We start from the raw sequence: 18,738 nt of genomic DNA, 5'->3' as shown, positions 1-18,738 counted from the left end.
CATTCCGAACCCGGAAGCTAAGCCTCACAGCGCCGATGGTACTGCAGGGGGGACCCTGTGGGAGAGTAGGACACCGCCGGACTCCTTTTAGTCAAAATGGCCACCCATCGTTGGGTGGCCATTTTGCGTTTGACGAACAACGAGAATAGGGAGCACCATGCCGGAAGAGGAAGAGCGCCGTCCGCGTCGCAGTGACGATGGAGGACCGCGCGGCAACCGTTCCGGTGGGCGCCCTGTGTATCGCGATGGTGCCTCGCGCCCACGATCTGGCTCTGATGCCCGCGGTTCGCGAGGTGAGGCTCGCCCTGACCGTGATGGTGGTCAGCGTCGTGAGGGCGGGTACAGCCGTGATGGTGGTCAGCGTCGTGAGGGTGGCTACAGCCGTGATGGTGGTCAGCGTCGCGAGGGCGGGTACAGCCGTGATGGTGGTCCGCGTCGTGAGGGCGGGTACAGCCGTGACTCCGCACCGCGTCATGAAGGCGGGTTCAACCGTGATGGTGCTCCGCGTCGCGAAGGGGGCTTCAACCGTGATGGCGGTCAGCGTCGCGAGGGCGGGTACAGCCGTGATGGTGGTCCGCGTCGTGAGGGCGGGTACAGCCGTGATGGTGGTCCGCGTCGTGAGGGCGGGTACAGCCGTGATGGTGGTCAGCGTCGCGAGGGCGGTTTCAACCGTGACGGTGGGCAGCGTCGTGAGCGTGGCTTCAGCCGTGATGGTGGTCAGCGTCGTGAGGGTGGCTTCAACCGTGATGGCGGTCAGCGTCGTGAGGGTGGCTTCAACCGTGATGGTGGTCAGCGTCGTGAGGGTGGCTTCAGCCGTGACGGTGGTCAGCGTCGCGAGGGTGGCTACAGCCGTGATGGTGGTCAGCGTCGTGAGGGTGGCTTCAGCCGTGATGGTGGTCAGCGTCGCGAAGGCGGGTACAGCCGTGATGGTGGGCAGCGTCGCGAAGGGCGGACGGAGCGTGAGCGGGGGAGTGACCGGTCGCGGTCGTTCCCGCAGCGCGGCGGTGCCGGGCGTGAGCGTCCGGCCAACGCGTCGAACGAGCGTGCCCGGTTCGACGAGCCGACCGTTCCGGACGAGGTCACGGCCCGGGATCTGCACTCCTCCGCGCGCAACGAGCTGAAGACGCTCAGCAAGGAGAACGCGGAGCACGTCGCCCGACACCTGGCGATGGCCTCGCGTCTGATCGACGAAGACCCCGCGCTGGCACACGAGCATGCGCTGGCGGCGTCGCGCCGGGCCGGTCGCATTGCGATCGTCCGCGAGACGCTCGGCATCACGGCCTATGCGACAGGTGACTTCGCCCTGGCTCTTCGCGAGCTGCGCACCTATCGCAGGATCTCCGGGAAGGACGACCAGATCGCGCTCATGGTCGACAGCGAGCGCGGAATCGGCCGTCCTGACCGAGCACTCGAGACCGGTCGTGCCGTGGACCGCTCCACCCTCGACACCGCGGTGCGCGTGGCTCTTGCGATCGCGATGTCGGGCGCGAGGCTCGACCAGGGCGACCTGGAGCTGGCTCTCGGTGAGCTCGAGATTCCCGAGCTCGATCCCGATCGTGCGTTCGAGTGGAGCCCAGCACTGTTCTCCGCGCGGGCAGCGGTCCTGGAAGACCTCGGACGCACCGACGAGGCAGAATTCTGGGCCCACCGCGCCGACGTCGCGGCGGAGGCGCTCGGCGTCGACGAAGCCGGCGACGAGGAGATCTACGTCGAAGACGGCCTCATCGACGACGAGTTCCTCGACAATCACGGTGACGGCACTGCTACGCCTGACGGTGACGCCGTTGGCGACGGTGGCGGCACCCGCGACGATGCCGCCCGCCTCGACGGTGACGCCGTGGACGGTGACGCGGATGCTGACGGTGGCGTGGATGCTGACGGTGACGCGGATGCTGACGGTGACGCGGATCGTGATGGTGTCGCGGATCGCGACGCGGACCTCGACGTCGACGCGGGCCGAGACCTGGACAGCGACGACGATGCTGCCTCTGGACGCGACGGCGACAGGGATGGTGCCGGGACCGACCTCTTCGGTGAGGACGGCGAGGCCGAGCCCACGATCGAGGACGAGGTTCGCGAGCTCCTCGGCGAAGACGTCGACGAGGTCGGCGAAGACGACGAGTCCGGTTCCTCGAAGCCGGAGGCGTGATGGCGCTCTTCACGCGCAGGCGTCAGACGCCCCGCACTCCGCTGGACGGCGTCGACACGATCCTCGCCGACCTCGACGGAGTCGTGTATGCCGGGCCCGGCGCCCTGCCGCACGCCGTGGAGAGCCTCAACGCCGCAGCCGCCACGGCGCGTCTGGGGTACATCACCAACAACGCGGCGCGGACCGACGCATCCGTCGCGGCGCACCTCACGAGCCTGGGCCTCACGGTCGCGCCGGACGACGTGGTCACGAGCCCGCAGGCGGCCATGCGACTGCTCTCGGGGATCGTTCCCCCTCCCGCGACGATCCTCGTCGTCGGAGGCGACGGTCTCGTGGATGAGGTGCAGAAGGCCGGGTACACGGTGACCCGCAGCGCTGACGCCTACCCACAGGCGGTCGTGCAGGGCTTCGCCCCCGAGGTCGCGTGGACCGACCTCGCCGAAGCGGCCTTCGCTCTCAAGGTCCCCGAGGAGGAGGGCGGCATCCCCTGGATCGCCACCAACACCGACTGGACGATCCCGCGCGAACGCGGCGTCGCCCCCGGCAACGGCACCCTCGTGTCCGCGGTGCACACCGCTGTCGGGCGGCTGGCCACGGTGGCGGGGAAGCCGGAGACCCCCATCTTCCAGGAGGCCCTGGACCGCTTCGGCGCGTCCACGGCGCTGTTCATCGGCGACCGCCTCGACACCGACATCATGGGAGCGAGCCGAGCCGGCATCGACTCCGCCCTCGTGCTGACCGGGATCGACCGCCCCAAGCACGTGCTCGCGGCGCCCGAGGGGTCGCGCCCGACCTACATCCTCGGCGACCTCCGCGGGTTGCACGAGCCGTACCCTGTCCCGACGGTGACGGACGGCGTGTACGACGTCGGCGGCGCGGCGGTGCGGGTGCACGGCGCGGACGTGGAGATCGTCGCGGAGTCCGGGAACCAGCTCGACCTGCTGCGGGCCGGAGCTGCCGCGATCTGGGCCTCGGGCACTCCGGTGTTCGTGCTGCGCGTGCCCGAGCGGCTGTACGACGACCCGTTCCACCGCCCCTGACCACACGCGTGGCTCCGTCGGCTGTCCGAGGAGCCGCGTACAGTGGAACCCGTGAGCGATGAGACGACCGGTGCGCCGACGGACGGCCTGTGGAGCCGCCTGCGCCTGATCGAAGGGCAGCCGCTTCCGGCTCGCGCCGACGCTTACTCCGCGCTGCACGACGAGCTCTCGCGGCGGCTGGAGAGCGGATCACGGCTCGACCAGCGGGAGACCCCGGGAACACGATGACGCGACTCGACGCCGCCCTCGCCTCGCGGGGACTCGCCCGGTCGCGCAGCCATGCCGCCACCCTCATCGCGGAGGGCCTCGTGAGCGTCGACGGTCGCCCCGTCGTCAAGGCGTCCACGCCGGTCCAGGAGGACAGTGAGCTCACCGTGGCCGGCGCCGACCACTACGTCGGGCGCGCCGCGCACAAGCTCGTCGCCGCCCTTGATGGCTTCGGCGTCGCGGTCGCCGACCGGCTCGCGCTCGACATGGGCGCCTCGACCGGCGGATTCACCCAGGTGCTGCGCGAGCGCGGTGCGCGGCGGGTGCTCGCGGTCGACGTCGGACACGGACAGCTGGCTCCCGTCATCGCCGCGGACGACGGGGTCGTGTCGGTCGAGGGCTTCAACGTGCGGCACATGACACCGCAGAGCCTCGCGGACGCGACGGGCGAGCCCGCGCCGCCCGACCTGATCGTCGGCGACCTGTCGTTCATCTCGCTCGAACTCGTCCTCCCGGCGATCGCCGCCGTCGCCGCGCCGGGCGCCGACGTGCTGCTGCTCGTGAAGCCGCAGTTCGAGGTCGGGCGCACCGCGGTGCGCGGGGGACTGGTCACCGATCCGGCCACCCGCGCCGACGCCGTGGCCCGCGTCGTCTGGAGCGCGTGGGACGCGGGGTTCGGGATGCTCGGCATCCTTCCCTCCCCGATCCTCGGCACGCACGGAAACGCGGAGTACCTCGTGCACCTCGCGCCGGGACGCGGCAGCAATCCGACAGAATGGATGGACACCATCAACCGGCTGGCAGGGGGACGATGAACGAGCGCTGGATCCTGGTGGTCGCGCACGCCGGCCGCGTCGAGACGGTGGAAGCGGCCCGTCGCGTGACCGATGCCCTGCGAGGAGCGGGTGCCCGCCCGGTCCTCGCGCCCGACGACCACGATGCGCTCTCCGCCGTCGACCCGTTCTTCGCCGACGTCGACGTCCTGGGCGTCTCCGCCGACCCGACCGCGCTCGAGCTGGCCATCGTCCTCGGCGGTGACGGCACGATCCTGCGCGCCGCGGAGCTCGTGCGCGACAGCGGTGCCCCCGTGCTCGGCATCAACATGGGCCACGTCGGCTTCCTCGCCGAGATCGACCCCGACGACATGGACGACGCGGTGCGCCGTGTGATCGCCCGCGACTACGACGTGGAGGAGCGCCTGGCGCTCTCGGTGCGGGTGAAGGACGCCGCCGGCGACGTGGTCTACGAGACCTGGGCCCTGAACGAGGCGACGGTCGAGAAGGCCAGCAGGGAGCGCATGATCGAGGTCGTGCTGGAGATCGACGGCCGCCCGCTGTCGAGCTTCGGTTGCGACGGCATGGTCGTGTCCACCCCGACGGGATCCACCGCCTACAACTTCTCCGCCGGCGGGCCCGTGATCTGGCCGACCGTGGAGGCCATCGCCGTGGTGCCGCTCTCCGCCCACGCGCTGTTCGCGAAGCCGCTCGTGGTGAGCCCCGACGCGGCGGTCGCGATCGAGATGCTCGAGCGCACGGACGGCTCCGGCATCCTCTGGTGCGACGGCCGACGCTCGCACGAGCTCCCGCCCGGAGCGCGTGTGGTGGTGCGACGGTCCTCGCGGCCGGTGCGCCTCGCGCGTCTGCACCCGACCGCGTTCACGAACCGGCTGGTGCGCAAGTTCCAGCTGCCGGTCGAAGGGTGGCGCGGACAGGACCGGAGGAACCAGCCGTGATCGAGGAGATGCGCCTGCGGGGCCTCGGTGTGATCGCCGACGCCGTGCTCCCGCTCGGACCGGGGTTCACCGCCATCACCGGCGAGACCGGTGCGGGCAAGACGATGGTCGTCACGGGGCTCGGGCTGCTGCTCGGACAGCGCGCCGACTCGGGCGCCGTGCGCGCCGGAGCCGGCCAGGCCTCGGTGGCGGGAGTCTGGGTCGTGCCCGAGACCGGGGACGTGGCAGACATCGTCGCCGACGCCGGGGGCGAACTCGAACCGGTCGGTGGCGGCAGCGCCGAACTGTACGTGTCGCGCACCCTCAACGCCGAGGGCCGTAGCAGGGCGAGCGTGGGGGGTCGCGCCGCTCCGGCCGGCGTGCTGTCCGCCCTCGCAGACGAGCTGGTGGTCGTGCACGGCCAGTCCGAGCAGTTGCGGCTGCGGTCCGCCGCTGCGCAGCGCGACGCCCTCGACCGCTTCGGCGGTGACGCGATCGCCCGGGCGCTGGAGCACTACGGCACGGCCTTCGAGCGCTGGCGCGGCCTCGACGCGGAGATCGCCGAGATCACGGGCAACCGCGACCGCCGGGCGGAGGAGGCCGCGCGACTGCGGGAAGATCTCGCGCTGATCGAGGCGACCGCACCCGAGGCGGGTGAAGACGCCGAACTCGCGGCCCGCTCCGAACGGCTCGCGAACGCCGAGGAGCTGCGACTGGCCGCCTCGCTCGCGCACGGGGCGCTCTCGAACGAGGAGGGCGAGCCGGATGCGTCGGCACTGGTCGCGGAGGCGCGGCGGGCGCTCGAACGGGTCTCGGATGCGACGCTCGCGGAGGTCGCGGAGACGCTCGCCGACATCGGCTACCGTATCGCCGACGCCGCCGGGCAGCTGTCCGGCTTCCTCGCCGACCTCGACGAGTCGGGCCCGCACGAACTCGCCGCGGTCGAGGAGCGGCGGGCGGCGCTGGGCGTGCTGATCCGTGCGCACGGGTCCCTCGACGACGCCATCCGACTGTGGCAGACGGGCTCGACGCGCCTCGCGGAGCTCGACGACGACGGCGAGCGATTGCAGCGTCTCACCGCCGAGCGGGAGGAGGCGCGTACCGCGCTCGACGCCGCGGCGGACGCCCTGACCGCCGTCCGCACGGAGGCCGCCGTCCGCCTGGGCGACGCCGTCACCGCGGAGCTCCACGCGCTCGCGATGCCCGATGCCCGCCTGGAGGTCTCGGTCACCCCCGGCGCCGAGAGCACGCACGGGCGCGACGACGTGGCGATCCTGCTGGCCCCGCACCCCGGAGCCGAACCGCGGTCGGTGGCCAAGGGTGCCTCGGGCGGCGAGCTGTCGCGCGTGATGCTCGCGATCGAGGTCGTCATCGCGGCGACCGACCCGGTGCCCACGTTCGTGTTCGACGAGGTCGACGCCGGCATCGGCGGGGCCGCGGCCATCGAGGTCGGCCGGCGACTCGCCCGGCTGGCGGAGAAGTCGCAGGTGATCGCGGTGACGCATCTGGCGCAGGTCGCCGCGTTCGCGAACAACCACCTCACGGTCGTCAAGTCCAACGACGGGGCCGTCACCGCCTCGAGCGTGCGGCGTCTGGAGGGGGAGGAGCGGGAGGCCGAGATGGCGCGGCTGCTGTCCGGCCTCGCCGATTCCGACGCCGCGCTCACCCATGCCCGCGAACTTCTCAGCCTCGGCGTCTGAGGGAACTGTTAGGATAGAAGCCCGTGATGAACTCTTCTTCTGCGGGGCCCAAGAACGACACGACCAAGCACATCTTCGTGACTGGTGGTGTCGTTTCGTCTTTGGGCAAGGGCCTCACCGCGGCCAGCCTGGGCAACCTGCTCACCGCCCGCGGACTCCGCGTGGTCATGCAGAAGCTCGACCCGTATCTGAACGTGGATCCGGGCACCATGAACCCGTTCCAGCACGGCGAGGTGTTCGTCACCGACGACGGCGCGGAGACCGATCTCGACATCGGTCACTACGAGCGCTTCCTCGACATCAACCTGTCGCAGGCGGCCAACGTGACCACCGGCCAGATCTACTCGCAGGTCATCGCGCGCGAGCGTCGCGGTGAGTACCTCGGCGACACCGTGCAGGTCATCCCGCACATCACCGACGAGATCAAGCGCCGCATGCGCCTGCAGGCGACCGAGGACCCGCGCCCCGACGTCATCATCACCGAGGTCGGCGGCACGGTGGGCGACATCGAGTCGCAGCCGTTCCTGGAGGCCGCGCGTCAGCTGCGTCATGAGCTCGGCCGCGACAACGTGTTCTTCGTGCACGTGTCGCTCGTGCCGTTCATGGGCGCCTCCGGTGAGCAGAAGACCAAGCCGACGCAGCACTCCGTCGCAGCTCTCCGTCAGGTGGGCATCCAGCCCGACGCGCTGGTGCTGCGCAGCGACCGTCCCGTGAGCGCGAGCAACCGCAACAAGATCGCCCTGATGTGCGACGTGGACGTCGAGGGCGTCATCAACACGGTCGACCTCCCGAGCATCTACGACATCCCCTCCACGCTGAACGAGCAGGAGCTCGACTCGTACATCGTGCGGCGCCTCGGTCTGGACCAGAAGGCGGACGACGTCGACTGGACGCGGTGGAACAAGGTGCTGCACGCGGTGCACAACCCGAAGCACGAGGTCACGATCGGCCTCGTCGGCAAGTACATCGACCTCCCCGACGCGTACCTCTCGGTGACCGAGGCCCTCAAGGCCGGCGGTTTCGCGCAGGAGACCAAGGTGCACATCCGCTGGATCCCCTCCGACCTGTGCGAGACCCCGGAGGGCGCCCAGGAGCAGCTCGCCGAGCTCGACGGCATCTGCGTGCCGGGCGGCTTCGGCATCCGCGGCATCGAGGGCAAGCTCGGCGCGCTGAAGTTCGCGCGCAAGCAGGGCATCCCCACGCTCGGACTGTGCCTCGGCCTGCAGTGCATGGTGATCGAGTTCGCCCGCGATGTGGCCGGCATCGAGGGCGCATCGTCGAGCGAGTTCGACCCGGAGACGAAGGAGCCCGTGATCGCGACCATGGCCGAGCAGGTCGAGATCCTCGACGGCGGCGACCTGGGCGGCACCATGCGGCTGGGGCTCTACCAGGCCGCCCTCGCGGAGGGCTCGCTGGCGCGGGAGCTGTACGGCACCGCGGAGGCGTCGGAGCGGCACCGCCACCGCTACGAGGTCAACAACGCGTACCGCGACCGGCTGTCCGAGGCCGGGCTGGTGTTCTCCGGCCTGAACCCCGAGCTGGACCTGGTCGAGTACGTGGAGCTGCCGCGCGACGTGCACCCGTACTACATCGCCACGCAGGCCCACCCCGAGCTGCGGTCGCGCCCGACCGACCCGCACCCGCTGTTCCGCGGACTGGTGGGTGCGGCGATCGAGCGGCACCGCGCGAGCGAGCTGTTCGACGTCAGCGCCGATGAGTGACATCGGCGTCCGGCCCGACGGCGGTCCGCTGCGCGACGAGCCGCTCGATCCCGAGGTCCTGGCCTCCGAGCTCGTGTACGAGGGGCGGGTGTGGGACGTGCGCTCCGACCGGGTGCGCTACGGCGACGGTGAGATCGTGCGCCAGTACGTCGCCCATCCCGGCGCGGTGGCCATCGTCGCGCTGGACGACGAGGGCCGGGTGCTGCTGATCCAGCAGTACCGGCACCCGATCCGGCACCGCGATTGGGAGCTGCCCGCCGGTCTGCTCGACGTGCCGGGGGAGGACCCCGCCGCGGCCGCGCAGCGCGAGCTCGCGGAGGAGGCCGACCTGGTCGCGGCGCACTGGGTGCCCCTGGTGTCGTCGTGGACCACACCGGGCGGGAACGACGAGCTGATCCAGCTGTTCCTCGCCACGGGGATCACGGCCGCCGACGCCGCACACTCCCGGGAGGACGAGGAGGCCGACATCCGGCTCGCCTGGGTGCCCCTCGACGACGCGGTGGCCGCGGTGCTCGACGGTCGCATGCGCAACGGCATCCTCGCGATCGGTGTGCTCGCGGCCGCGCAGAGGCTCCGCGACCGGGGCTGACATGCTGCTCGATCGCGCCCTCGACGCGTATCTGCGTCACGTCACGATCGAGCGCGGACTGAGCGCGCACACGATCGCGGCGTACCGGCGCGACCTCGACGGCTACCGGGGGTGGCTCGCCGCGGAGGGCATCACCGACACGACCGAGGTGACCCCCGCGGTGATCGACCGCTTCATCGCCGAGCGTGCGTCCGCCGAGCCCGCCCCCGCGGCCACGAGCCTTGCCCGGTTGCAGTCGTCCGTGCGCGGGTGGCACCGCTTCCTCGCGCGCGAGGGGATCGAGGCCGACGACCCGAGCGGCCGGCTGCGTCCGCCCAAGGCCCCGCGGAGGCTGCCGAAGGCGCTGACGATCGAGCAGGTCGAGCGCCTGCTCGCGGCGCCGTCGCCGGAGGAGCCGCTCGGCATCCGCGACCGCGCGCTGCTGGAACTGCTGTACGCCACGGGCGCCCGCGTGTCGGAGGCGGTCGGGCTCGACGTCGACGACCTCGCGCACGGGGAGGTGCTGCGGCTGCGCGGCAAGGGGTCGAAGGAGCGCATCGTGCCCGTGGGCTCGTACGCGCGTGACGCGGTCGACGCGTACCTGACGCGGGTGCGCCCCGGGCTCGCCGCAAAGGGCAGAGCCTCGGCGCGCCTGTTCCTCGGCGCCCGCGGTGCGCCGCTGTCCCGGCAGAGCGCGTGGCTGGTGATCCGGGCGGCGGCGGAGCGGGCGCAGATCACGGCCGAGGTGTCGCCGCACACCCTGCGGCACTCGTTCGCGACCCATCTGCTGCAGGGCGGCGCGGACGTGCGCGTGGTGCAGGAGCTGCTCGGGCACTCGTCGGTCGCCACGACTCAGATCTACACGCACGTGTCGGTCGACGCGCTGCGCGACGTGTACGCCACGTCGCACCCGCGGGCCCGCTGACTCGCGCGGTCGCCTGGGTCCGCCGCCGCGCGCCGGGACGGCCCGTGACCGGCCCGGCCGCTACAATCGAGCAAGCACGAAGGAGCAGGAGAACCGGTGGCTGAGAACGCGGCGAAGTCCAGGGCGAAGGCGAAGAAGGCCGACGACACCCCCATGGGACCCACCGGCCGCCCCTACCGCGGCTTCCCGATCCCGGCGCCGCTGAAGTCGCACGGTCCCGCGCGCATCATCGCCCTCTGCAACCAGAAGGGCGGCGTCGGCAAGACGACCACCTCGATCAACCTCGCCGCGTCCCTCGCGGAGTACGGCCGCAAGGTGCTCGCCGTCGACTTCGACCCGCAGGGTGCGCTGTCCGCGGGCCTGGGCATCCAGACCCACGACGTCCCCACCGTGTACGACCTGCTGCTGGACACGAAGCGCGACGCGCACGAGGCGATCGTCCACTCCAACGTCGAGGGCCTCGACGTGCTGCCCGCGAACATCGACCTGTCGGCCGCCGAGGTGCACCTGGTCAACGAGGTGGCCCGCGAGACCATCCTCGCGCGGGTGCTCCGCCAGGTCGCGGGCGAGTACGACGTCATCCTGATCGACTGCCAGCCCTCGCTCGGCCTGCTCACGGTCAACGCCCTCACTGCCGCGCACGGCGTGATCATCCCGCTCGAGTGCGAGTTCTTCGCCCTGCGCGGGGTGGCGCTGCTGATCGAGACCATCGACAAGGTGCGCGACCGCCTGAATCCGTCGATCACGATGGACGGGCTGCTGGCGACCATGTACGACCCGCGCACGCTGCACTCGCGCGAGGTGCTGGAGCGGGTGGTGGAGGCCTTCGGCGACGACGTGCTGGAGACCGTGATCGGCCGCACGGTGAAGTTCCCCGACGCCTCGGTCTCCGGCGTGCCCATCACCGAGTTCGCGCCGGAGCACGCCGCCGCGCAGGCGTATCTGCGGCTGGCGCGGGAGCTGGTCGCCCGTGGCGCCGTCGCCTGAGCACGCCGAGACCGATCCGACCGCCGAGGCCGTCGCCCCCGCGGAGGGCGACACGGGGTTCCGGGTCTCGCTGTCGAACTTCGACGGACCGTTCGACCTGCTGCTGAATCTCATCTCGAAGCACGAGATGGACATCACCGAGGTGTCGCTGAGCGCGGTCACGAACGAGTTCATCGCCTACCTCGCCGAGCTGGAGGACGAGGAGGAGCTCGACCAGGCATCGGAGTTCCTCGTGGTGGCCGCGACGCTGCTCGACATGAAGGTCGCCGGCCTCCTGCCGCAGGGCGAGCTCGTCGACGCCGAGGCCGTGGCGCTGCTGGAGGCGCGCGACCTGCTGTTCGCGCGCCTGCTGCAGTACCGGGCGTTCAAGGAGGTGTCGGCGTGGTTCGCGCGGTGCCTGCAGCGGGAGGACCGCCGTCACGTGCGGGCGGTGCCGCTGGAGGAGAAGCACCGCCGCAAGACGCCGGAGCTGGTGTGGTCGCTGAGCGCGGACGACTTCGCGGCGCTGGCACTGCTGGCGTTCGCACCCAAGGAGATGCCGCACGTCGGGCTCGATCACCTGCACGCACCGCTGGTGAGCATCCGCGAGCAGGCGGCGATCGTCGTAACGCTGCTGCGCGGCACCGAGTCGATCAGCTTCCGCGAGCTGGTCGCCGGGGTCACCGAGCCGGGGATCGTGGTGGCGCGCTTCATCTCCGTCCTGGAGCTGTACCGCCACGCGGCGCTCTCCTTCGAACAACTGGAACCGCTCGGCGAGCTGACGCTCCGCTGGGCCGCCGACACCTGGTCGGACGAGACACTCGCGACCCTGGGGGCCGACTATGACCGATGACGTGACCGAGACCGAGACCGCGCCGGAGGTCGAGCCCGTGCCGGAGGTCGCACCCGGGCCGGAGGTCGAGCCCGGGGGTGACGACGCCGCGACGGTCGTGGGCTCCGAGCTGCCGCTGAGCGAGCGCGTCGAGGCGATCCTCTTCATCGTGGACGAGCCGATCGGCCTGGTCGCCCTCGCGGCCGCGGTCGGCGCGCCGGTGCCGGCCGTGCGGCAGACGCTGGAGGCGCTCGGGGACGACTACGACGGACGGGGCCGAGGACCGCGGCGCGGCTTCGAGCTGCGCGAGGTCGGTGGCGGGTGGCGGCTGTACGTGCGCGAAGACCTCGACCCCGTGGTGGCGGAGTTCGTGGGCGGGCAGGCGCCCGCGCGGCTGTCGCAGGCGGCCCTGGAGACGCTCGCGGTGATCGCCTACAAGCAGCCCGTCACCCGCAGCCAGGTCGCGTCGATCCGCGCCGTGAACGTGGACTCGGTCGTGCGCACGCTGCTCGCCCGCGGCCTCATCACCGAGCTCTTCGCGGACTCCGAGACCGGGGCGATCAACTACGGCACCACCGACGCGCTGCTGCAGCACCTCGGCATCAACTCGCTGGACGAGCTGCCGCCGATCTCGCCGTTGCTGGACGACGGCGCCGACGGCTTCGACGAAGGGACCCTCCGATGAACGCTGCCCACGACGACGCCACCGCGCCCGAGGGCGTGCGGCTGCAGAAGGTCCTCGCGGCGGCGGGCGTCGCCTCGCGTCGTGTCGTCGAGCAGTACATCGTCGAGGGGCGCATCCGGGTGAACGGGCAGACCGTGACCGAGCTCGGCCGTCGGATCGACCCCGAGCGCGACCTGGTCGACGTCGACGGCACCGCGGTGCAGCTCGACGTCACCAAGCGCTACGTGATGCTGAACAAGCCCACCGGAGTGGTCAGCAGCATGCGCGACGAGAGCGGGCGGCCCGACCTGCGTCGCTTCACGAAGGACTACGAGGAACGGCTCTACAACGTGGGGCGCCTCGACGCCGAGACCAGCGGGCTGCTGCTGCTCACGAACGACGGCGAGCTCGCGCACGTGCTGGCGCATCCGTCGTTCGGTGTGACCAAGGTGTACATCGCCAAGGTGGACGGCACGGTGACCCCGCAGACGATCTCCACGCTCACGAAGGGCATCGAGCTGGAGGACGGCCCCATCGCGGCGGACAAGGCGCGGCTGCTGGACACGTCGCGCGGCTCGAGCCTGGTGGAGCTCACGCTGCACTCGGGGCGCAACCGCATCGTGCGTCGGATGATGGCCGCGGTCGGCCACCCCGTGACCGAGCTCGTACGCCGGCAGTTCGGCCCGCTGCACCTGGGAACCCTCCCGGCGGGGAAGACGCGTGACCTGAGTAAAATCGAACTCGGTGCGCTGTTGACCCTCGCGCGCCGTGAATCCGGTGTCGCCGCGGCGCCAGGCGAGCAGGAGACCGAATGACCGACACGACGAGTGCGCCCACGGCGCGGAAGACCGGTGCCGTGGCGCCGCGTCTGTCCGGCACCGTCCGCATCGTCGGTGCCGGCCTGCTCGGCGCGAGCGTCGGTCATGCGCTGCGGGCCAAGGGTGTCGATGTGGCGCTCACGGATGCCTCCCCGGCGCAGCTGCGACTGGCGGTGGACTACGGCGCCGGTCGACTCGCCGCCGACGACGACGCCCCCGCGCTGATCGTGGTGGCCGTGCCGCCCGACGTCACGGCCGACGTGGTGCAGGCCGAGCTGGAGCGGTACCCGCACGCGGTCGTGACCGACGTCGCGAGCGTCAAGCTCGAACCGTTCCGGACGCTGCGCGACCGCGGCGTCGACCTCGCGCGCTACATCGGCTCGCACCCGCTCGCGGGGCGTGAGCGCGGCGGCGCCATCTCCGCCCGCGCCGACCTCTTCATCGGGCGGCCCTGGGTGGTATGCCGCGACGAGGACACGAAGGCCACGGATCTCGCGCTGGTCGAGGCGCTCGCGCTCGACGTGGGCGCGATGCCGCTGGAGATGACGCCGGAGGAGCACGACCGATCGGTCGCGCTCACCTCGCACGTGCCCCAGGTCGTCGCGAGCCTGCTGGCCGCGCGGCTCGCGGGAGCCGAGGAGGGCGCGCTGCGCCTGGCGGGTCAGGGTGTGCGCGACACGACGCGCATCGCCGCCTCCGCCCCCGAGCTGTGGGTGCAGATCCTCGGCGCGAACGCGGGGCCCGTCGTGGAGATCCTCGACGCGCTGGCGGCCGACCTGGGCGATGTCGCGGAGGCGCTGCGGGCGCCGGCGGCCCCCGGCGCGCGCCGTGTGATCGCGGAGACCATCCGGCAGGGCAACGACGGCGTGGAGCGCCTGCCGGGCAAGCACGGCCAGAACCGGCGCTTCGAGACGCTCGTGGTGATGGTCGACGACACCGCCGGACAGCTTGGCCGCCTGTTCGGCGAGCTCGGCGAACTCGGCGTCAACGTCGAGGACCTGCGTCTGGAGCACTCGCCCGGCGCACAGTTCGGTCTGGCCGAGATCAGTGTCGACCCCGCGGCGCTGCACGGCGCGATCACCGGGCTCCAGGAACGCGGCTGGCGCATTGCAGGGAACACGAATGACTGACACCTCCACCGTCTCCGCCACGAAGTTCATCGCCATCGACGGGCCGGCCGGTTCCGGCAAGTCCAGCGTCTCCAAGGCGGTCGCGCGCCAGCTCGGCTACGGCTACCTCGACACCGGCTCGGCGTACCGGGCGCTCGCCTGGCATGTGCTGGAGCAGGGCGCCGACACCGATGACGCGGCCGCCGTGCGCGCCGCCGCAGCCGACTTCCCGGTCCGTCTCGGCCTCGACCCCGACGACCGCACGGTCCGGGTGGGCGACACCGACGTGACCGACGCCATCCGCGAACCGCGGGTCTCCGGCGCGGTGAGCGGCGTCGCCCGCGTGCCCGAGGTGCGCGCGCAGGTGAACGAGCTGTTCCGCGCGCTGGTCGCCGACGCTCCGTACCCCGCCGTGGTCGTAGAGGGACGTGACATCACGACCGTGGTCGCACCGGATGCCCCCGTGCGCATCCTCCTGACCGCCGCGCCCGAGGTGCGCGCCGCACGCCGTGCCGGCGAGCTCGCGGGGGAGAACGCCGCCGCCGTCGCCGCGGCCCTGCACCGGCGCGACGCCTCCGACAGCGCCGTCGTCGACTTCCTCAACGCCGCCGAGGGCGTCGAGGTCGTCGACTCGACCGAACTCGACTACCCCCAGACCATCGACGCCGTCCTCACGGTGATCGAACGACTCCGAGGAGCACACCGTGGCTGACGACGAATACGAAGGCGGCCCCGACCAGCTCGCCGAGAAGATGGAGAACCTCGACGAGCACCTCGCCGAGCAGCGCGCCGAGACCCTGCGCGCCGGTCTCGCCGACTACGAGCTGGACGACGAGGATGCCGCGCTCCTCGCGGGCGTCTCGCTGGGCGAGGACGGCATCGAGTTCCTGCCCGCACTGCCGGTCGTCGCGATCGTCGGACGGCCGAACGTCGGCAAGTCGGCGCTCGTGAACCGCATCCTCGGTCGTCGTGAGGCCGTGGTGGAGGACACCCCCGGCGTCACGCGCGACCGCGTCACCTACAAGGCCGAATGGAACGACCGGCGCTTCACGCTCGTCGACACCGGCGGCTGGGAGCCCGACGCCCGCGGCATCGACCGCTCGGTCGCCGCGCAGGCGGAGGTCGCGATCGACCTCTCCGACGTGGTGCTGTTCGTGGTCGACGCGATGGTCGGCGCCACCTCGACAGACGAGCACGTGGTCAAGCTGCTGCGCAAGAGCGGCAAGCCCGTGTTCCTGGTCGCGAACAAGATCGACGACGCCCGGCAGGAGCCGGAGGCCGCCGCGCTGTGGAACCTCGGTCTCGGTGAGCCCCACCCGGTCTCGGCCATCCACGGCCGCGGCGTGGCGGATCTCCTGGATGCCGTGCTGAAGAAGCTTCCCGAAATCTCGGCGGTCGCGAAGCAGGAGATCGGCGGGCCGCGACGTGTCGCGATCCTCGGTCGCCCCAACGTGGGCAAGTCCTCGCTGCTGAACACGGCCGCGGGGGAGGAGCGCGTCGTCGTGAACGACCTGGCGGGTACCACGCGCGACCCGGTCGACGAGGTCGTGGAGCTCGGCGGCAAGATGTGGCGTCTGGTCGACACGGCCGGTATCCGTCGCCGCGTGCACATGGCGCAGGGCGCGGACTTCTACGCCTCGCTGCGCACGTCGGCCGCGCTGGAGAAGGCCGAGGTCGCCGTCGTGGTCCTCGACGTGTCGGAGACGATCAGCGAGCAGGACGTGCGGATCATCGACCTCGTGCTGGAGTCGGGCCGCGCGCTCGTCCTCGCGTTCAACAAGTGGGACCGCCTGAACGACGACGACCTGGAGAACGCCGACCGCCGCCGGTACCTCGAGCGCGAGATCGAGCAGGACCTCGCGCACGTGGCGTGGGCTCCGCGGGTGAACATCTCCGCGAAGACCGGGCGACACCTCGACAAGCTGGTGCCCGCGCTGGAGACGGCGCTCGAGAACTGGGACCGCCGCATCCCGACCGGCAAGTTCAACGCCTTCCTCGCCGAGCTCGTGGCCGAGCACCCGCACCCGCTGCGCGGGGGCAAGCAGCCGCGCATCCTGTTCGGCACGCAGGCCTCGACGCGTCCGCCGACGTTCGTGCTGTTCACGACTGGGTTCCTCGACCCGGGCTACCGCCGGTTCATCCAGCGGCGCCTGCGCGAGCTCTACCCGTTCGAGGGGACGCCGATCGTCATCAACATGCGCGTGCGGGAGCGCCGCCAGCGCTGACGCGTTCCGGCGTGTGTCGCCGGGTGGCGCCGCGACCCCGATGCTGTGAAAAGCTGAGGGGGTGACAGTCGTACCCCCCGCGCCCGGCGAACCGCGTCGCCCCGAAGGACCGCGCAACCCTGGCGACGCCTGGGTGGTCGCAGACACGGGGGAGCGCTACTGGGGGCGGTTCGGCGCGGCCGGTCTGCTCGCGGTCGACACGACGCGCGGGATACTGCTGCAACACCGCGTGTCGTGGAGCCACTTCGGCGGCACGTGGGGGTTGCCCGGCGGTGCGCTGCACGAGGGCGAGTCGGCGATCGTCGGAGCGATCCGGGAAGCGCAGGAGGAGGCGGGCGTGCCGGACGGTGCCGTGCGTCCGCGCTTCACGAGCGTGCTCGACCTCGGCATCTGGTCGTACACGACGGTGGTCGCCGATGTGCGCAGCCCGTTCGACCCGGTGATCAGCGATCCGGAGAGCGTGGCGCTGGAGTGGGTCCCGGTCAACCGCGTGGACGAGCTGCCGCTGCACCCGGGGTTCGGGGCGGCGTGGCCGATGCTGCGTGCTCAGCTCGATGTGTTCCCGGCCGTGGTGGTCGACGGGGCGAACGTGGTCGGGTCGGTGCCCGACGGCTGGTGGAAGGACCGAGCCGGTGCGGCCGCGCGCTTGCGTGACCGGCTGGCCGGGCTGGCGGTGCCCGCGGACGACCTGGGGCTCGACGGAGACGACTGGTACCCGGAGGTGGCGCTCGTGGTCGAGGGTCGTGCCCGCGACATCGGGACCGAGGCCGCGGAGACCGGTGCCGCCGAGGCCGGAGTCGCGGAGCCGGCGCTGGCGGTCGTGCGGGCCGAGGCCGCGGGCGATGATGCGATCGTGGCCGAGGTCGAGCGTCGGGTCGCGGGGGCGCAGCGGGTGCTGGCGGTCACGAGCGACCGGGAGCTGCAGGCGCGGGTCGAGGCCGCGGGCGCGCAGGTGCGGTCGAGCGGGTGGCTGCGGAGGCTGCTGGACGCCTGACGCGTGCGGACGAGCGGATGCCGCGGGGTCAGTCGGACGGGGTGTCCCGGCCGCGGAGGCGGTCGATCTCGCGGCGCTCGCGTTTGGTCGGGCGACCGGCACCGCGGTCGCGCAGGCCGAGCGCGGCCTGCGGTTCGCGTTCGGGGGTGCGGTCTTCGTAGGCGAGGGCGGCGAGTGGGGCGCCGACGCGTTTGACGAGCAGCTGCCGGACGATGAGGATGCGGTCGAACCCCGAGATGCGGATGCGCAGCTCGTCGCCGATGCGGACCGTCTGGGCGGCCTTGGCCTTGTCGCCGTTCACGCGCACATGCCCCGCACGGCATGCGGTGGTCGCGGCCGACCGGGTCTTGTACACGCGGACGGCCCACAGCCAGCTGTCGACGCGGACGCTGTCGACCATCACGCGGCCTTCCGTGCGAGGACGACCAGGGTGCCCGCGATGAGGAGCCCCTGTCCGAGCGTGTAGGTCGCCATCACGGCGGGGCTGCTCCAGGCCGGGAGGGCATCGGGGAGGAAGAGCCGGAACGCGAGGATCGTGTCGCTGGCGAGGAAGAACGCGCCGCCCACCGCGACGAGGGGGTGGCAGCGGGCGGCCATCGCGGCCGTGCCGCCCAGCAGCAGCCCGTAGGCGGCGACGCCGATCAGCAGGGGGCCGGTGTGCGGCCCGAGCATGAGGATCATCGCGACCCACCACGCCGCGTACACCAGCGTCCACCAGGGCAGCCGACGCCGGGCGAGGTGCCTCGCGAACAGCACGATGTACGCCACGTGCGCGAGGCCGAAGAACCCGAGCATGAGCGGAAGCTCGGGGGCGGCGGGGAACAGCGCCCCCGCGCCGTCGCCCAGCCAGGAGAACAGCAGCGCCGCGAGCGCGAGCACGAGGGCGGAGCGCGGCCGGAGGCGTGGGGCGGCCACGAGCACCGGTACCGCGAGCAGCGGCATGAGCAGCAGCTTGGTCGGAGCGGCCAGGTCGTGGTCGAGCGCGAGCAGCACGACGTGCAGCAGCGACACCGCGACGTACGGCGCGAACGCCCACACGATCGGGCGGGGGAGGGTGCGGCGGCGCATCCCCTCATCGTATGGCCGCGGCGGTATATCCGGGGGCGCGG

The 18,738-nt window shown here is 71.9% G+C and carries 20 protein-coding genes and 1 rRNA gene; 18 read left to right on the top strand and 3 right to left on the bottom strand.

Going from position 1 to position 18,738, the window contains the following annotated elements:
- Nucleotides 1-82: ribosomal RNA gene (gene rrf / locus ACWH95_RS16315) — 5S ribosomal RNA — on the top strand; the annotation flags it as partial.
- A gap of 9 nt (nucleotides 83-91) precedes the next feature.
- Here the strand turns inward: rrf and ACWH95_RS16310 are convergent.
- Nucleotides 92-1,099, bottom strand: a complete 1,008-nt coding sequence (locus tag ACWH95_RS16310) for a hypothetical protein (protein WP_454120998.1) — start codon at nucleotides 1,097-1,099, stop codon at nucleotides 92-94.
- A gap of 69 nt (nucleotides 1,100-1,168) precedes the next feature.
- On the opposite strand from ACWH95_RS16310, the gene ACWH95_RS16305 reads away from it, so the two are divergent.
- From ACWH95_RS16305 to ACWH95_RS16225, 17 genes are all read left to right on the top strand, one after another.
- Nucleotides 1,169-2,149, top strand: coding sequence for a hypothetical protein (locus tag ACWH95_RS16305; RefSeq protein ID WP_454120997.1), 981 nt, complete (start codon nucleotides 1,169-1,171; stop codon nucleotides 2,147-2,149).
- The gene (locus ACWH95_RS16300) at nucleotides 2,149-3,189 is read left to right on the top strand and encodes an HAD-IIA family hydrolase (protein WP_454120996.1); all 1,041 of its coding nucleotides are present in this window, start codon (nucleotides 2,149-2,151) and stop codon (nucleotides 3,187-3,189) included. Before ACWH95_RS16305 ends, ACWH95_RS16300 begins: the two co-directional genes overlap by 1 nt.
- Before the next feature lie 51 nt (nucleotides 3,190-3,240).
- Nucleotides 3,241-3,417 (top strand): hypothetical protein, encoded by a 177-nt coding sequence (locus ACWH95_RS16295; protein ID WP_168387201.1) that lies wholly within the window; start codon nucleotides 3,241-3,243, stop codon nucleotides 3,415-3,417.
- Nucleotides 3,414-4,211 (top strand): TlyA family RNA methyltransferase, encoded by a 798-nt coding sequence (locus ACWH95_RS16290; RefSeq protein WP_454120995.1) that lies wholly within the window; start codon nucleotides 3,414-3,416, stop codon nucleotides 4,209-4,211. The genes ACWH95_RS16295 and ACWH95_RS16290 overlap by 4 nt, the downstream gene beginning before the upstream one ends.
- Nucleotides 4,208-5,128: an NAD kinase gene (locus ACWH95_RS16285; RefSeq protein ID WP_136031201.1), complete on the top strand. Its 921-nt coding sequence runs from the start codon at nucleotides 4,208-4,210 to the stop codon at nucleotides 5,126-5,128. The genes ACWH95_RS16290 and ACWH95_RS16285 overlap by 4 nt, the downstream gene beginning before the upstream one ends.
- Nucleotides 5,125-6,807 (top strand): DNA repair protein RecN, encoded by a 1,683-nt coding sequence (gene recN, locus ACWH95_RS16280; protein WP_447653059.1) that lies wholly within the window; start codon nucleotides 5,125-5,127, stop codon nucleotides 6,805-6,807. The genes ACWH95_RS16285 and recN overlap by 4 nt, the downstream gene beginning before the upstream one ends.
- A 26-nt stretch (nucleotides 6,808-6,833) precedes the next feature.
- A complete protein-coding gene (locus ACWH95_RS16275) occupies nucleotides 6,834-8,528 on the top strand; it encodes a CTP synthase (protein ID WP_454120994.1) in 1,695 nt (564 codons plus the stop codon).
- Nucleotides 8,521-9,117 carry an NUDIX domain-containing protein gene (locus ACWH95_RS16270; protein ID WP_454120993.1) on the top strand — a complete coding sequence of 199 codons (597 nt, stop codon included), beginning with the start codon at nucleotides 8,521-8,523 and terminating at the stop codon, nucleotides 9,115-9,117. The genes ACWH95_RS16275 and ACWH95_RS16270 overlap by 8 nt, the downstream gene beginning before the upstream one ends.
- A 1-nt stretch (nucleotide 9,118) precedes the next feature.
- Nucleotides 9,119-10,021 carry a site-specific tyrosine recombinase XerD gene (xerD, locus tag ACWH95_RS16265; protein ID WP_136035356.1) on the top strand — a complete coding sequence of 301 codons (903 nt, stop codon included), beginning with the start codon at nucleotides 9,119-9,121 and terminating at the stop codon, nucleotides 10,019-10,021.
- A 153-nt stretch (nucleotides 10,022-10,174) separates the two neighbouring features.
- Entirely contained in the window at nucleotides 10,175-11,008 is an 834-nt protein-coding gene (locus ACWH95_RS16260) for a ParA family protein (protein ID WP_136031369.1), read from the top strand.
- Nucleotides 10,992-11,840, top strand: coding sequence for a segregation and condensation protein A (locus ACWH95_RS16255; RefSeq protein WP_136031211.1), 849 nt, complete (start codon nucleotides 10,992-10,994; stop codon nucleotides 11,838-11,840). The genes ACWH95_RS16260 and ACWH95_RS16255 overlap by 17 nt, the downstream gene beginning before the upstream one ends.
- On the top strand, nucleotides 11,830-12,504 hold the full coding sequence (scpB, locus tag ACWH95_RS16250; RefSeq protein ID WP_240744560.1) for an SMC-Scp complex subunit ScpB: 675 nt from the start codon (nucleotides 11,830-11,832) through the stop codon (nucleotides 12,502-12,504). Before ACWH95_RS16255 ends, scpB begins: the two co-directional genes overlap by 11 nt.
- The gene (locus ACWH95_RS16245; RefSeq protein WP_136031213.1) at nucleotides 12,501-13,298 is read left to right on the top strand and encodes a pseudouridine synthase; all 798 of its coding nucleotides are present in this window, start codon (nucleotides 12,501-12,503) and stop codon (nucleotides 13,296-13,298) included. The genes scpB and ACWH95_RS16245 overlap by 4 nt, the downstream gene beginning before the upstream one ends.
- On the top strand, nucleotides 13,295-14,431 hold the full coding sequence (locus ACWH95_RS16240) for a prephenate dehydrogenase (protein WP_447653054.1): 1,137 nt from the start codon (nucleotides 13,295-13,297) through the stop codon (nucleotides 14,429-14,431). The genes ACWH95_RS16245 and ACWH95_RS16240 overlap by 4 nt, the downstream gene beginning before the upstream one ends.
- The gene (gene cmk / locus ACWH95_RS16235) at nucleotides 14,424-15,122 is read left to right on the top strand and encodes a (d)CMP kinase (RefSeq protein ID WP_136031217.1); all 699 of its coding nucleotides are present in this window, start codon (nucleotides 14,424-14,426) and stop codon (nucleotides 15,120-15,122) included. Before ACWH95_RS16240 ends, cmk begins: the two co-directional genes overlap by 8 nt.
- 40 nt (nucleotides 15,123-15,162) lie before the next feature.
- A complete protein-coding gene (gene der, locus ACWH95_RS16230; protein ID WP_454121010.1) occupies nucleotides 15,163-16,635 on the top strand; it encodes a ribosome biogenesis GTPase Der in 1,473 nt (490 codons plus the stop codon).
- Between the two features lie 61 nt (nucleotides 16,636-16,696).
- Nucleotides 16,697-17,629: an NUDIX domain-containing protein gene (locus tag ACWH95_RS16225; protein WP_454120992.1), complete on the top strand. Its 933-nt coding sequence runs from the start codon at nucleotides 16,697-16,699 to the stop codon at nucleotides 17,627-17,629.
- Between the two features lie 28 nt (nucleotides 17,630-17,657).
- Here the strand turns inward: ACWH95_RS16225 and ACWH95_RS16220 are convergent, their stop codons facing one another.
- Complete coding sequence (locus ACWH95_RS16220; protein ID WP_136031223.1) at nucleotides 17,658-18,029, bottom strand: RNA-binding S4 domain-containing protein; 372 nt, start codon at nucleotides 18,027-18,029, stop codon at nucleotides 17,658-17,660.
- A complete protein-coding gene (locus ACWH95_RS16215) occupies nucleotides 18,029-18,697 on the bottom strand; it encodes a lysoplasmalogenase family protein (protein ID WP_454120991.1) in 669 nt (222 codons plus the stop codon). Before ACWH95_RS16215 ends, ACWH95_RS16220 begins: the two co-directional genes overlap by 1 nt.
- Nucleotides 18,698-18,738 lie beyond the last annotated feature (41 nt).

It is taken from the genome of Microbacterium sp. NPDC055502, assembly GCF_053643635.1.
Note: the sequence above shows the minus strand (reverse complement) of the source record. Positions and strands in the feature narration are given on the sequence as shown.